We start from the raw sequence: 13,570 nt of genomic DNA, 5'->3' as shown, positions 1-13,570 counted from the left end.
CTCTGACCCCTCGCCTCCCTTTTTCGTCCGAGCGAATGTATCGCTCGGTCGGTTGAAGGAGACGAGCGATACATTCGCTCGGACGAAAAAGGGAGGCGAGGGGTCAGAGCGCGGCCCGTGCGAGCGGGCACGACATGCACCGCGGCCCGCCCCGGCCCGATCCCAGTTCCGACCCGGCGATCCGCAGCACCTCGATACCCGCTGCCTCGAGCCGCGCGTTCGTCTCGACGTTCCGCTCGTAGGCGACGACCACTCCCGGCGCGACCGCGAGGGTGTTGTTGCCGTCGTCCCACTGTTCCCGTTCGGCGACGACCGAGTCCAGGCCGGTGTCGATGACACGGAGCTTGTCGATACCCATCGCCTCGGCCGCGGCCTCGAGGAACGGTCGCGGCCCGCCGATGCGGGCGTCGCCGTCGTCCCGGCGGATCGTGAAGGCCTCGAGCGTGTCCCGGATCGCCGGATACATGACGACCGCGTCGATGTCGACCATCGTGCACACGGTGTCCAGGTGCATCGACGCCCGCTGCTGCGCGATCGGCACCGCCAGCACCGTGTGTGCCAGGCCGTCCTCGAACACACTGCGCGCCAATGCTTCCGCACCGGCCGGTGAGGTGCGCTCCCCCACGCCGACGGCGATGACCCCCGGCGCGAGCAGCAGCACGTCGCCGCCTTCGACGGGCGCGGTGTGCGATTCGTAGGCGCGGCGCACCCCGAGGAACCGTGGGTGGAACGCGTAGATGAGGTCGGTGAGCGAGGCCTCGCGCCGACGGGCGGGCAGCGCGAGCGTCGGGATCGCGACGCGCGGCCCGATCCAGAACGACGAGTCGCGGGTGAACAGCAGATTCGGCAGGGGATCGATCACGAAGTCGCCGCCGTGGTGCATGAGCCGCACCAGCGACGGCGGGCCTGCCGTGCCGATTTCGGGCAGTTCGTCGAACGTCATTCCCGCGACCAGAATCCGGGTCAGTTCCGGGGCCGGCAGCGTCCGCAGGTGCGCGGCCAGGTCCTGCGCGAGCGCGTGCCCGAGCCTGCGCGGGTCGACGGCCGAGGAAATCCCCTGGATGCGCGCGGCGCCGCTGACCTCGAGGGTTTCGCGGAGCAGATCTGCGAGCAGCAGCACCTCGACCCCACGGCTGCGCAGCAGCTCGGCGAAGGCGTCGTGTTCCTCCTGGGCGCGCGCCACCCACGGCAACGCGTCGAACAGCAACTGGTCGTTGTTGCGGGGCGTCAGCCGCTCGAGTTCCGCACCGGGCCGGTGCAGCAGGACCGTCGTGAGGGCCCCGACCTCGGAATCGACACACAACTGCGCATTCATGCGTCAACGGTAGTGCCGCTGCCCGGCGGGTGGGAGGATCGACGTGCCCATACGCGAGCGAGGAGCACCACACGTGACGGATTCGGACCCGCTCGGCGAACTTGCACCGTTCGCCGGCCGATGGGTCGGCGGCGGCGACGGCCACTACCCCACCATCGACGACTTCGCCTACGACGAGACAATCGAGTTCACGTCGATTCCCGGAAAACCGTTCCTGATGTACGTCAGCCGCACCCGTGCCCGCGACGACGGGCGCCCGCTGCACACCGAGAACGGCTACCTGCGCCGCAGTGGTCACGAAGTGGAACTTCTGGTGTCGCAGCCCACCGGCTTCGTCGAGATCCAGCGGTCGCGGCTCACGCACGGCGTCCTCGATTTCACCGCCGTGCATCTCGAGCGGTCACCGGACGCGAAGCCCGTGCACGAGCTGCGCCGCCGGTTCGTCCTCGACGGCGACACCCTCACCTACGACCTGTGGATGGCGCACGACTCGACGCCGCTGACCCATCATCTGCACGCACAACTCACGCGGCACACGACGAGCTAGACCCGGTGTGCCGTTGTGGCGGTGGGAGGCGCCACAAAGGCACACGGGGCGCGAAGCGCCCGGCCGCTCACACCGGCGGCAGCAGCACCTTGCTGAAGTAGTCGTTGGCCTTCTGCATCGTGTACTCGTACGGGGGCGCGAACTTGCGGGCCCACCAGTAGCCGAACCTGATGTCGAACGACGTGTAGACCAGGAATCGGTTGCGCTTGACACCGGCGAGGATCCGCTTCGCCGCCAGCTCCGGGGTGATCCCGTGCGCCGAGAACCTGCGGGTGAATGCCTGGATGCGCGGATCCTTGCGGTCGAACCCGGCGATCTCGGCGGCGTCGACGAGGGGCGTGCGCACCGCACCGGGCACCACGAGGCTCACCCCGATCCGGTGCCGTTTCAGGTCGTGGCGCAACACCTCGGAGACACCGCGCACCCCGAACTTCGCGGCGCTGTACGCGGCGTGCCACGGAAGCGCGAGCAGTCCGGCCGCGGAGGACACATTGACCAGCTGCCCGCCACGGCCCGCCTCGATCATCGACGGTACGAAGCACTCGATGACGTGGATGGGCCCCATCAGATTGACGTCGACCATCTTCTTCCAGTGCCGGTGCTCGAGGTTTTCGACGGTGCCCCACACCGACGTGCCGGCGATGTTCATCACGACGTCGACGCTGCCGAACCGCTCGTGGACCTCGTCGGCGAAGGCCCGCACGGCCTCGAAATCCGTGATGTCGAAGGCGCTGTGGTGCAGGACCTCTCCGCCGCGGGAACCGATGAGCGCCACCACGTCGTCGAGGCCCGCCTCGTCGATGTCGGTGAGCAACAGACGAGCGCCCTCGTCCGCGGCGGCGATCGCGACCGCCCTGCCGATACCGCTCGCAGCACCGGTGACGACGGTCAGTGCCCCCTTGAACGACTTGATCCCCAACTCGTCTCCTCAGTCACGAAGGTGCGGAGTCGCCAGCCTACGTGACCCCCGAGCGCTACGCAGGACCGCTCGGACGACGCGGGCGCGGCGTCAGCGAGAGGCCCGCGGGCGAGAGACTGAGCCGTTCGTGGATGCGCAGCCGATAGCCGGGATCGGGCACGAGATCGTACTCGCGCAGGATCGTGCCGAGCACGAGAACTGCTTCGTGCACTGCGAATTGCCGTCCGATACAGGCCCGGGCACCGGTGCCGAACGGCTTGTAGACGTGCGGTGGGCGCAGCCGGATCCGATCGGGAAGAAACCGGTCCGGATCGAATCGGTCGGGGTCGTCGCCCCACACCGGATCACGGTGCAGCGCAAGCACGAGAACCACGACCCAGTCGCCGGCCTGCATGCTGTACCGGCCGCCGAGCACGGTGTCGGTGCGAGCCTCGCGGGCGAACGCCGGAACCGGGGGCCACAACCGCAGTGTCTCGTCGACGATCCGTCGGAGCAACCTCAGCTTGGGCACCTGCTCGAATTCGGGGGTCGCGCTGCCCCACACCGCGTCGACCTCGGCACGGGCCGACGCATACAACTCCGGATCCTGCGAGAGATAGTGCAACGCGAACGCGAGCAGAGCGGCGGTGGTCTCGTGCCCGGCGAGCAGGAACGTCAGCACCTGGTAGCGGATGTTGTCGCGGTCCAGGCGGTTCGGGTCGTCCCGGCGGGCCGCGTCGAGCATGATCTCGAGCAGATCGGTGTCCGGCGCGGGACCGGACCGGACTCGCGCGCGAATGATCTCGTCGATCGAGTCGTGCAGGAACGCCAGATCGGCGGCGTTCCTGCGATCCGCGAACCCGTAGGCGATGCGGCGCAGCCCCGGGACGTTCCGCAGCGTCCGGCGCTGAGCATGAACGAGGCTCCGGGCCATCGCCGCGCGTGCGGGATGGGCACTGGCACGGTCGAACGAGCCGAACGAGTGCCCGAGTCCTGCCCGCCCCACGGTCTCGAACGCGACCTTGATCATGTCCTCGACCACGTCGACCGGCCGGCCGGCGCTCCGGTTCCAGTACCCGACCAGGTCGGACGCGACATCGCACATCACCGCGTGATAGCTGCGCATCGCCGACCGGGTGAACGCCGGCGTCAGCAGCGCATGGGCACGGGCCCAATTCTTTTCGTGGTTGTAGGCGGTGAACAGTGCGTCGCCACCGATCCCGCGTAGTGCCTCCACACCCGGCGCGACGTGCTTGGCGAATCGCGTCTCGTCGGACAGTTCGGCGACCAGGTCGACTCCCGACACCAGGACGAAGCGGTGCCCGAGGGCGCGTCGCTCGAAGATCGGCCCGAGCCGGCGACTCATCGTCCAGGAATCCTGGATGGCTCGGTGCGGTGACACCCCGAGCACGTCCCCCAGTATCGGCACCCGCCACCGTGGGTGCGGCAGACCGGTCGATTCCATGGTCAGTGCGACCATCGGAGCCCCTTCCCCCTGCAAGTCCGGACCCGGCTCTCGAGGACGGTACGCGGCTTTCCAAGAGCAGAGAGGCGCATTCCGCCATTTCGTCCTGAATTCACCCCCGGCGCCGGTAGCCTGGGCCCACCTTCGCCCCTGCCATCCGAGGACGGCCACATGGCGTCAGACCTGTGGGTTGTGATCCCGGCCTACAACGAGGCCCCCCGGCATCACAGCCACCCTCACCGCACTCCGGCACCAGCGCAATCGCGAGTTCCGCGTGGTCGTCGTCGACAACGGCTCGACCGACTCCACCGTCGAGGTCGTCGACGAATTCGCCTCCGCACACCCGGACCTGGACCTCACCCTGATCCACGAACCGCAGAAGGGCACCGGAGCCGCCGCGGACACCGGCATGCGCTACGCCATCGAGGCGGGGGCCGTGCGGCTGGCACGGACCGACGCGGACTGCGTGCCCGAACCCGACTGGACCGAGCAGATCGAGGCGGCCTTCGACGGCGGCCTGCGCAGCATCGCGGGACAACTGCTGCCCCGCACCGACGAGGGCCTGTCCCCCGCCCGGCTGGTGCTCATGCGCATCGTCATCGAGATCGGATCGCTCGTCGCCAAGGTCCGGAGGATCAACCGCGGCCCGCAGTTCCTCGGAACCTACGTCCTCACACCCGGATGCAACATGGCGATCACCGCGGAGCTGTACGAGGCCGCGGGGGGCTTTCCGCGCACCCGGATCCAGGACGAGCACGAGGACCGGTACCTGCACAACCGGGTGCGCACCCTGACCACCGACTACGGTCTGCGCCGCTCGGTCCGCGTCCGCATGTCCACGCGGCGGTTCTCCGCCTGGGGAATCCGCAACACACTGCGCTGGTACGCCGAGCATCGGTTCCGGCCGGAGACGGTGGACATCCGGTGACAAGGGGACATCCGATGAGGGGGGACATCCGATGACGGATAACCGTTCGAGAAGCGGCGTGGCCGATTTGTGCGTGGTGATCCCGGCCCTCGACGAGGAAGCCCGCATAGGGCAGACGCTGAGCGCGCTGGCCGCGCAACGGTACCGGGACTTCGACGTCGTCGTCGTGGACAACATGTCCACCGACCGCACGGTGCAGCGGGTACGGGAGTTCTCCGCCGCCCATCCTGACATGTCCGTCGAGGTCGTCGAGGAACCGGAGAAGGGCACCGGGGCGGCTGCCGACACCGGGATGCGTTTCGCCGCGGCACGCGGCGCGACCCGCCTCGCGCGGACCGACGCCGACTGCCTCCCCGATCCGAACTGGACCGCGGAACTCACCGCGGGGTTCGACGCGGGACTGCGGATGATCGCCGGCCGGATGCGTCCCCGTACCGACGAGGGGTTGTCGTGGTCACAGATGCTCGGGATGCGCACGATGTTCGTGCTCGGCACCTACCTCGGCAAGCTGAACCCCGACTTCCGCAGCCCGCAGTTCCACGGGCCGTACATCCTCACCCCGGGCTGCAACATGGCGATCACCGCGGAGCTGTACGAGGCCGCCGGCGGGTTTCCGCGCACCCGCATCGAGGACGAGCACGAGGACAAGGCCCTGCACGGCAGGGTGCGCATGCTGACCTCGGAATACGGCAAGCGCCGCGGGGCGGTCGTCTACGGGTCGTGCCGCCGCATCGCGGCGTGGGGGTACCGCAACACCTTCCTGTGGTACTACGACCACCGCTTCCGCCCGGAACACGTGGACATCCGGTGAGGTGCGCGGTGGCCGTCAGAGACGCTGCGCCATCTCCTCCTGGTACTGGCGGATCGTTTCCTCGATCTGCTCGGCGTCGTCTGTTCGGTTCTCGTGCCGTGCTGTCTCGGCGCGCTCGCGGAGCACCCGAATCGCACGCCGAAGTTCGTCGTCACTCATTCTGTGTTCCATGTCACCCAGTCTTCCCAATTTCGTTGTGACCTGCCACCGGATCGGATGCCGTTGCGATAACGGTCCAGCCGGCGGTCACGGATCGGGACGCCGAGCGCGAGGCCGGGACTACTCGGCGGCAGCGGCTTCGGTCTGCGCGTTCCAGACGAGTTCCCACAGGTGGCCGTCGGGGTCGGCGACGTATCCGGTGTACGAGCCGTCCTGCTCCTCGGCGGGGCCGGGCACCGAGCCGCCGGCCTCTCGCGCCCGCTCGATGGTTCGGTCCACTTCCTCCTTGTCGGCGATCGCGCAGGAGAAGATGCAGGTACCCGGCACCGGCTGTCCGCCGTCCTCGACGCCTCCGCGGACGGCGTACAGCGCGTACTCCTGCCGTTCGATCAGGAACAGTGAGAGGTTCGGCAACTCGATCGGGATGATCCCCTCGTCGATGCCCGGCGTCTCGAGCCCCAGTCCGTCGCGGTAGAACCGCAGCGTGCGCGTCAGATCGGTGACCGGCACGGAGACGACAACGGTTATGGGCCTCACGACGCGTCCTCCTCGATCGGGGTCTCGGGTGCCACCCAGTACACCCCGGTCGAGACAGCGGCGCACGATATCCGCCGTTCCGGGCAAATACAACGCACCCGCCCGACTGGGCCGAATACGAAGAAACCCTGCGCCCGTAGCGGGTGCAGGGTTGAGACCTCGTCGAGATGGTGGAGCTGAGGGGAATCGAACCCCTGACCTCTTCGATGCGAACGAAGCGCGCTACCAACTGCGCCACAGCCCCATCGGTCCCTCTCGGAACCGCTCGCAAACTCTAGCAAACCGATTGCCCATGCACGAAATCGCCTGGTCAAATGCGGTAACAGGGACAAGGATGGGGGACATGACCAGGCGTGAAACGTTCCAGGTCTCGTCCGATGCCGCCGAAGTCTACGAATCCCGATTCGTGCCGGCGCTGTTCGCCCAGTGGGCTCCACTCGTCGTCGAACAGGCCGCGGTCGCCGAGGGTCAGCGGATCCTCGATGTCGCCTGCGGGACGGGGGTGGTGGCCCGCGTAGCCGCCGACCGGGTCGGACCGCACGGCCGGGTCGTCGGCCTCGACCTGAACGCCGGCATGCTCGCGGTGGCCCGGCGCATCCGTCCCGACCTCGGGTGGTGCCTCGGCGACGCCGGCGCACTGCCGTTTCCCGACGACACGTTCGACGCCGCGCTGTGCCAGATGGCGCTGATGTTCTTCCCCGACCGTCGGCGAGCACTGACCGAGATGAACCGCGTCGCGCGCGGATTCACCGTGTGCGTGCCGGCGGCCCTGCCGGATCAGCCCGCCTACCGGCTGCTCGTCGAGGTGGCGGCGCGTCACGCCGGTCCCGACGCGGTGTCGCTGCTGAACACCTACTGGAGTTGCGGTGACCGCGACGAACTGACCGCGCTGGTCGGCGAGGCGGGCGCGAGCGTCGACCGGTGCACGACACACACCGGCACCGCCCGCTTCTCGTCACCGGAGACGTTCGTGGACACGGAAATCGACGGGAGCCCGCTCGCCGAGCGGATCGAACCTGTAACCCGCGAGGCCATCCGCCGCGACGTGAGGACCGAACTGGCCCGGTACGTGGAGGCGGACGGAACGGTGTCGGCACCCCTGGTGGCCCATGTCGTCACGGGCCGGCGCGGTCACTGACCGGACGCGCGGCGCACTTCGTAGTCCGGCTCCTCGCGGGGTCCGCGGGGTTCGCGAGGTTCGTGGGTGTCGACCTCGTCGGCGTAGGTGTCGAGATGTTCGAAGACCGGATCCTCGTCGTCCACCTCGAGGACGACGGCACCGGGGCGCCGCAGCCGCGACGGGATGAGGCGCAGTTCCTCGTCGCTGCGTGATTCGACGCCGAGGCGCGACCGCGCGAGACGGGCCATACGGCGACGACGGATCTCCTGCTCGAGCCGCACCTGCCGGCGCAGGTAGAACAGGTAGCCGATCAGCGCTGCCGTCGCCAGCGCGCACAGCCACCACAGGGCCGGCGAGGCGATGAGGGCGAGCGCCGCGGTCATGATCGCCGCGAACAGCAGTCCGAGCACGGCGCGCTGCCGGAACTCGTACCGCGCCGCCCGGGCGACCGCGTCGGCGTGCGGATCGAAGCCGCCGCGACCGCGACGTGCGGGCACGAACTCACGGGCGGGAGCTCGATCGGCTTCTTCGGGTGGCCGCTCGTCGAGATCGACGAGTTCCTGAGTGTCCATGCTGTCCTCCGCGGGGCGGTCCACCCGACCGGCCGCCAACGGTGCGCGGCGACGGTCGCGACTGGGACGCCAGTTCGGGTCGCTGCGGTGACCGGCGGCCGGACCACGCGGGGTGATCGGGTCGTCGTCACCACGGTGCAGTACACGCGTAGCGAGCGCGGCGTCGGTCGTCTGGCGGATACGGGGGCGCTTCGTGACCAGCATCGGCACCAGGACGAACAGCCACACGGCAACGAGTCCGATCCACAGGAGCGAGTTCGGCATACCGGCGGCCCTCCTCCCAGTTGTCGCCTACCAGCCTGTCGACGCCACTGACCTAGTCAGGCTAATGGCATCCGCTCGGTCACCCCGACAGAAACGCCGGACTCATGTGATAACTACTGCAACACGAGTCACGCCGAATCATGTGACACTTCCTTCACTCTAGTCACACGAATATATGTCCGCATGGGTATTACTACGCGGTATGACCGTAATCTCCGTTACAGGTGGATATAGTGATCCGCCGATTCACGCCCAGCTGGCGCGACCGCTCCGGACGAGCCGATCCGACACCGAACCCGGCACCTCCTCGACGGTCATCGCGACCAGCAGGTGGTCGCGGAAGGCGCCGTGCACGTCGAGATAGCGCCGCAGCAGCCCTTCCTCACGGAATCCGACGTTGCTGAGCACCGCGCGGCTCGCAGCGTTCTCCGGGCGCACGGTCGCCTCCACACGGTGCAGACCCACCGGGCCGAAGCAGTGGTCGAGCCCCAGCGCGACCGCCGCGGTCGCGACACCCATCCCGTTGACGTCCTTGCTGACCCAGTAACCGATCCAGGCGGACCGCAGAGCGCCGCGGACGATGTTGCCGACGGTGAGCTGCCCGCAGAACTGTCCGTCGAGTTCGATGGCCATCGGCAGCATGTGCCCCTTGCGGGCCTCGGCACGCAGACTCCGGTACATCCCGGGCCACACCGAGATGTGGTGCCGCGCATCCCACGGCGCATCGCCCGTCGGCTCCCACGGTTCGAGGTGGTTGCGGTCGGCGATCCGCAGCCGGCTCCACGCGGCGGCGTCGCGCAACCGCACGGACCGCACCGTCACCAGACCGCCGCGGACGCGCAACGGACCCAGATCCGCCGGCCAGCCCGGATGAGCCCCGATCAACCGCGCTGCCCGAGGAACGCCACGTCGACGGGGTCGCCGGTGCGAACCTCGGAGACATCGGGATCGATCAACACCAGGCAGTTCGCCTCGGCGAGCGTGGCGAGCAGATGCGACGACGCGCCCGCCGCCCCACCGAGCGCCTGCACCAGGTAGTCGCCGGTCGCCTCGTCGCGCATCAGCTGGCCGCGCAGGAATCCCTTCCGGCCCGGGATGGACGTGATCGGCGAGACCGTGCGTGCCGGGACGACCCGCCGCATCGGGTGCCGACGGCCGAGTGCGATCCGGATCAGCGGCCGCACCATCACTTCGAACACGACGAGCGCGCCGACGGGGTTGGCGGGCAACAGGAATGTGGGCACCTCGTCGCGGCCGAGCTGACCGAAGCCCTGCACGGACCCGGGATGCATTGCGACACGGTCCACTTCGAGTGGGCCGAGTTCGGACAGCGCTTCGCGCACGTCCTCGAGGGCACCGCCGCCGACCGCCCCCGCGATCACGACGATCTCCGAGCGAATCAGCTGTCCCTCGACGACCTCGCGCAGCGTCTTCGGGTCGGTGCCGACGATGCCGACGCGGTTGACGTCGGCGCCCGCATCCCGCGCGGCGGCGGCCAGCGCGTACGAGTTCACGTCGTACACCTGTCCCGGTCCGGGCGTGCGGTCCACGTCGACCAGTTCGCCACCGACGGAGATGACCGACAACCGCGGTCGCGGGTGCACGAGCACCTTGTCGCGTCCGACCGCGGCGAGCAGGCCGACCTGCGCCGACCCGATGATGGTCCCGGCGCGGACCGCGACATCCCCGGGTTGCACGTCGTCGCCGGTGCGGCGCACGTAGTCGCCGCTGCGGACCGCCTTGTGTACCTTGATGCGGGCGGTGCCGCCGTCGGTGAACTCGAGCGGGAGCACCGCGTCGGCGAGGGTGGGCAGAGGTGCGCCGGTGTCGACACGCACCGCCTGCCGGGGTTGCAGCCGGATGGGCTGGCGCGAGCCGGCGCGAACCTCCCCGACGACGGGCAGGCTCAGCTCGGCCGCCGGTTCCCCGTCCTCGTCGGTGGCGGTGACCCCGGCGTCCTGCACGTCGACGCTGCGCACCGCGTAGCCGTCGATCGCGGCCTGGTCGAAGCCCGGCAGCGGCCGTTCGGTGACCACTTCCTCGGCGCAGAGCAGGCCCTGCGCCTCGGAGATCGCCACCCGAACCGGCCTGGGTGCGACGGCTGCCGCCGTGACCCGTGCCTGCTGTTCCTCAACCGACCGCATAACGTCTCTCGTCCTCCAGCCGCGACCCGTCGACCGTCAGCGTTCGAGGCGCTCGATGAGCCACTGGCGCAAAGACGGACCGTATTCCTCGGTGTTCAACGCAGAGTCAACCGCAGCCCGCAGGTAGCCCCCGGGATTTCCGAGGTCGTGTCGAGTGCCGCGGTGCACGACGACGTGCACGGGGTGGCCTTCCTCGATGAGCAGGGCAATCGCGTCGGTCAGCTGGAGTTCGCCGCCGGCGCCGGGCGTGATGCGGCGCAGGGCGTCGAAGATCGCGCGATCGAGCAGGTAGCGACCGGCGGCGGCGAACGTCGACGGCGCGTCCTCGACGGCCGGCTTCTCGACCATGCCGAGGACCTTGAGCACGTCGGGGTTCGTGGCGTCGGGCACGACCTCGACGTCGAACACGCCGTACGCGCTGATCTGTTCCTTGGGCACGTCGATCGCGCACAGCACCGAGCCGCCGCGCTTGGCGCGCACCCGCTGCATCGTTTCGAGCACACCGACGGGCAGCACGAGGTCGTCGGGCAGCAGCACCGCGATCGCGTCCTCGTCGGGGTCGAGGGCCTTCTCCGCGCAGGCGACGGCGTGGCCGAGGCCGAGCGGCTGTTCCTGGACGACGGACTGGACCTCGAGCAGGCCCGGAGCCTTGCGGACCTTGGCGAGCAGTTCGTACTTGCCCTTCTCCTCGAGCTTCGACTCGAGCACGAGATCCTCGACGAAGTGCGCGACCACGCCGTCCTTGCCGGGGGACGTGACGATCAGCAACCGTTCGGCACCGGAATCGGCGGCCTCCCCTGCCACGAGTTCGATGCCCGGGGTGTCCACGACCGGAAGGAGTTCCTTCGGCACGGTCTTGGTCGCCGGGAGAAACCGGGTACCCATTCCTGCCGCCGGCACGACTGCCGTCCGGAAATGTCGGACGCCGTCGGTCGTATTGTTCGTCATAGACTCCCACCCTAACGTTCGCTACCACGCGGTAGCCCCTCACGATCTTAAGGTGGCCGGTGTGCAGGCACGATCCAAGGCCGTCTGGCGGACATCGGTCCTCGCCGCCCGGCGCGACCGCAGCGACGCACAGCGTCGCGTCGAGGACGATGCGCTGACCGCGTCGGCGCGCGCACTGGCCACATCCGGAGCGACGGTCTGCGCGTACATCCCGGTGGGTACCGAACCGGGGTCCCTGGCGCTGCTCGACGCCCTGCGGGACGGCGGAATCCGGGTGCTGGTGCCACTCACCAGCAAGGACAGCATCCTGGAGTGGGCCGAGTACACCGGCGAGGACGACCTCGTGGCGGCGGACTACGGTCTGCGCGAACCCCGCGGTCCGGTGCTGACCGCCGAGACCGTGGCACAGGCGTCGGTGGTGCTGGTGCCGGCGCTCGCGGTCGACCGGCGCGGAGTGCGGCTGGGCCGGGGTGCCGGGTTCTACGACCGGACCCTGCACCTTGCCGATCCGTCGGCCCGGCTGATCGCCGTGGTGCGCGACGAGGAGCTGGTCGACGAACTGCCCGAGGATCCGCACGACATCCGGATGACGCACGCCCTGACGCCGAGCGGCGGGCTGACCGCGCTGGTGGAATAGATCTCACACTGGCGCCGTTGGCACTGTCGACTGTAGAGTGCTAAAGCTGCGATTTATTTTCGAACGCGCGGAGGATTCACCGGTGCCCACCTATTCATATGCCTGCACGGCTTGCGACAACCGCTTCGACATCGTGCAGTCGTTCAGCGACGACTCCCTCACCGAGTGCCCGGAGTGCACCGGCAAGCTGCGCAAGCTGTTCAACTCCGTCGGCGTCGTCTTCAAGGGCAGCGGCTTCTACCGCACCGATTCGCGCGGTGGCAGCAGCACCGCGAGCGAGCCGGCCAAGTCCGACTCCTCGAGCAGCTCGTCGTCCAGCACCTCGACTCCGGCGGCCGCCGCGAGCTGATCGCGAGTTGTCCACAGGCGGGCTGTTCATCCACAGATCGCCTCGAATTCGCGCTTCACGAGGCCGACAGGCACGGCCGAACTCGTAGGGTTCGGCCATGCCTGCCGGTCTCTTTCCGTTCCCGCCCCGATCGCGCCTCCGTCCCTCCGGCGGGCCTCGGGCCACGACCTCCCTGCAGCCCACACTCGCCGATCGCGCGAGCACGCTGCTGCGACCGGGCTGGGCGCGCACGGTCGCGGCCCGGCGCGGCGCGGCCGCACTTCTGGCGCTGATCGCCGTCGTCGCGGCGCTGCGGGACGGGCCTTCGAGCGGCCGCTCCCCCGCCGTCGTCGCCGTGCGCGACCTGAGCCCCGGGCACACACTCACCCTCGACGACGTCGAACTCGCCGACCGCGAATCCGCGTCGGTGCCGTCCGGCGCGCTCACCCTTCTCTCCGACGCGGTCGGCCACACCCTGTCCGGCCCTGTCCCCGCCGGCGAAATCCTCGTCTCCGTGCGCATGCTCGGTCCACGCCTGGCGGGTGCGGCCACGGGGAATCCGGATGCGCGCGTGGTTCCGATCCGGCTGGCCGACGCGGGTGTCGGCGATCTGCTGCGCGAGGGCGACCTCGTCGATGTGCTGACGGTCGCGCCGGGATCCGGAGATCTCTCCCCCAACGCGCAGGTGCTGGCGACGGGCGCGACCGTCGTGCTCGCACATTCCGCAGAAGGTGCTCGTGACCAGCGTGAACGCGTGGTTCTGCTGGCCCTGGCGCCGGATCAGGCAACGGCGGTCGCGGCGGCGTCGCTGGTCAGCGCGCTGACCGTGACGTTGCACTGAGCTGTGCGAACCGGATGCACCGAGCCCTGCGAACCGGATGCACTGAGCCGCTGTGC

The 13,570-nt window shown here is 69.2% G+C and carries 16 protein-coding genes and 1 tRNA gene; 7 read left to right on the top strand and 10 right to left on the bottom strand.

Translation table 11 applies throughout. The features are described from left to right. Window positions 1–103: 103 nt before the first annotated feature. Window positions 104–1,315 (bottom strand): arginine deiminase, encoded by a 1,212-nt coding sequence (arcA, locus tag M1M07_RS25650; RefSeq protein WP_248675978.1) that lies wholly within the window; start codon window positions 1,313–1,315, stop codon window positions 104–106. A 73-nt stretch (window positions 1,316–1,388) separates the two neighbouring features. Here arcA and M1M07_RS25645 point away from each other — a divergent pair, with 73 nt between their 5' ends. Further along, entirely contained in the window at window positions 1,389–1,862 is a 474-nt protein-coding gene (locus M1M07_RS25645; RefSeq protein WP_248675977.1) for an FABP family protein, read from the top strand. Between the two features lie 67 nt (window positions 1,863–1,929). Here M1M07_RS25645 and M1M07_RS25640 read toward each other — a convergent pair whose 3' ends face one another. Beyond that, complete coding sequence (locus M1M07_RS25640) at window positions 1,930–2,781, bottom strand: SDR family oxidoreductase (protein WP_197251647.1); 852 nt, start codon at window positions 2,779–2,781, stop codon at window positions 1,930–1,932. A gap of 55 nt (window positions 2,782–2,836) precedes the next feature. Next, window positions 2,837–4,240, bottom strand: a complete 1,404-nt coding sequence (locus tag M1M07_RS25635; protein ID WP_248675976.1) for a cytochrome P450 — start codon at window positions 4,238–4,240, stop codon at window positions 2,837–2,839. A 259-nt stretch (window positions 4,241–4,499) separates the two neighbouring features. Between M1M07_RS25635 and M1M07_RS25630 the strand changes: the two genes are divergently transcribed. Next, complete coding sequence (locus M1M07_RS25630) at window positions 4,500–5,153, top strand: glycosyltransferase family 2 protein (RefSeq protein WP_368862570.1); 654 nt, start codon at window positions 4,500–4,502, stop codon at window positions 5,151–5,153. Between the two features lie 58 nt (window positions 5,154–5,211). Beyond that, window positions 5,212–5,964, top strand: a complete 753-nt coding sequence (locus tag M1M07_RS25625; protein ID WP_248675975.1) for a glycosyltransferase family 2 protein — start codon at window positions 5,212–5,214, stop codon at window positions 5,962–5,964. 15 nt (window positions 5,965–5,979) lie between these two features. Here the strand turns inward: M1M07_RS25625 and M1M07_RS25620 are convergent, their stop codons facing one another. The 3 genes from M1M07_RS25620 to M1M07_RS25610 form a co-directional block, all read right to left on the bottom strand. Next, window positions 5,980–6,123, bottom strand: coding sequence for a hypothetical protein (locus M1M07_RS25620; RefSeq protein WP_197252478.1), 144 nt, complete (start codon window positions 6,121–6,123; stop codon window positions 5,980–5,982). A gap of 120 nt (window positions 6,124–6,243) precedes the next feature. Beyond that, entirely contained in the window at window positions 6,244–6,660 is a 417-nt protein-coding gene (locus M1M07_RS25615; protein WP_197252444.1) for a VOC family protein, read from the bottom strand. A 168-nt stretch (window positions 6,661–6,828) separates the two neighbouring features. Beyond that, a tRNA-Ala gene (locus M1M07_RS25610) sits at window positions 6,829–6,904 on the bottom strand. Window positions 6,905–7,003: 99 nt separating this feature from the next. On the opposite strand from M1M07_RS25610, the gene M1M07_RS25605 reads away from it, so the two are divergent. Beyond that, complete coding sequence (locus M1M07_RS25605; RefSeq protein ID WP_197252445.1) at window positions 7,004–7,798, top strand: methyltransferase domain-containing protein; 795 nt, start codon at window positions 7,004–7,006, stop codon at window positions 7,796–7,798. Here M1M07_RS25605 and glpR read toward each other — a convergent pair. From glpR to M1M07_RS25585, 4 genes are all read right to left on the bottom strand, one after another. Next, complete coding sequence (gene glpR, locus M1M07_RS25600; protein WP_248675974.1) at window positions 7,792–8,616, bottom strand: gephyrin-like molybdotransferase receptor GlpR; 825 nt, start codon at window positions 8,614–8,616, stop codon at window positions 7,792–7,794. The genes M1M07_RS25605 and glpR overlap by 7 nt on opposite strands. 246 nt (window positions 8,617–8,862) lie before the next feature. Next, on the bottom strand, window positions 8,863–9,498 hold the full coding sequence (locus M1M07_RS25595; protein WP_248675979.1) for a GNAT family N-acetyltransferase: 636 nt from the start codon (window positions 9,496–9,498) through the stop codon (window positions 8,863–8,865). Then, window positions 9,498–10,760 (bottom strand): gephyrin-like molybdotransferase Glp, encoded by a 1,263-nt coding sequence (gene glp / locus M1M07_RS25590; protein WP_197252447.1) that lies wholly within the window; start codon window positions 10,758–10,760, stop codon window positions 9,498–9,500. The genes M1M07_RS25595 and glp overlap by 1 nt, the downstream gene beginning before the upstream one ends. 36 nt (window positions 10,761–10,796) lie before the next feature. Next, window positions 10,797–11,708 (bottom strand): UTP--glucose-1-phosphate uridylyltransferase, encoded by a 912-nt coding sequence (locus M1M07_RS25585; RefSeq protein ID WP_197252448.1) that lies wholly within the window; start codon window positions 11,706–11,708, stop codon window positions 10,797–10,799. A gap of 61 nt (window positions 11,709–11,769) precedes the next feature. On the opposite strand from M1M07_RS25585, the gene M1M07_RS25580 reads away from it, so the two are divergent. From M1M07_RS25580 to M1M07_RS25570, 3 genes are all read left to right on the top strand, one after another. Beyond that, window positions 11,770–12,345, top strand: a complete 576-nt coding sequence (locus M1M07_RS25580) for a 5-formyltetrahydrofolate cyclo-ligase (RefSeq protein ID WP_248675973.1) — start codon at window positions 11,770–11,772, stop codon at window positions 12,343–12,345. Window positions 12,346–12,427: 82 nt separating this feature from the next. After that, on the top strand, window positions 12,428–12,694 hold the full coding sequence (locus M1M07_RS25575; RefSeq protein WP_248675972.1) for an FmdB family zinc ribbon protein: 267 nt from the start codon (window positions 12,428–12,430) through the stop codon (window positions 12,692–12,694). A 97-nt stretch (window positions 12,695–12,791) separates the two neighbouring features. Next, on the top strand, window positions 12,792–13,514 hold the full coding sequence (locus tag M1M07_RS25570; RefSeq protein ID WP_248675971.1) for an SAF domain-containing protein: 723 nt from the start codon (window positions 12,792–12,794) through the stop codon (window positions 13,512–13,514). Window positions 13,515–13,570: the final 56 nt, after the last annotated feature.

Source organism: Rhodococcus sp. HM1 (assembly GCF_023218075.1).
Taxonomy (GTDB): Bacteria; Actinomycetota; Actinomycetes; order Mycobacteriales; family Mycobacteriaceae; genus Rhodococcus.
This window is presented reverse-complemented; position numbering and strand designations above follow the sequence as displayed.

Coding starts and splice junctions, on each gene's coding strand:
- arcA (WP_248675978.1), bottom strand. CDS start 1,315: ATGAATGCGCAGTTGTGTGTCGATTCCGAGGTCGGGGCCCTCACGACG.
- M1M07_RS25635 (WP_248675976.1), bottom strand. CDS start 4,240: ATGGTCGCACTGACCATGGAATCGACCGGTCTGCCGCACCCACGGTGG.
- M1M07_RS25620 (WP_197252478.1), bottom strand. CDS start 6,123: ATGAGTGACGACGAACTTCGGCGTGCGATTCGGGTGCTCCGCGAGCGC.
- M1M07_RS25605 (WP_197252445.1), top strand. CDS start 7,004: ATGACCAGGCGTGAAACGTTCCAGGTCTCGTCCGATGCCGCCGAAGTC.
- glpR (WP_248675974.1), bottom strand. CDS start 8,616: ATGCCGAACTCGCTCCTGTGGATCGGACTCGTTGCCGTGTGGCTGTTC.
- glp (WP_197252447.1), bottom strand. CDS start 10,760: ATGCGGTCGGTTGAGGAACAGCAGGCACGGGTCACGGCGGCAGCCGTC.
- M1M07_RS25585 (WP_197252448.1), bottom strand. CDS start 11,708: ATGACGAACAATACGACCGACGGCGTCCGACATTTCCGGACGGCAGTC.
- M1M07_RS25570 (WP_248675971.1), top strand. CDS start 12,792: ATGCCTGCCGGTCTCTTTCCGTTCCCGCCCCGATCGCGCCTCCGTCCC.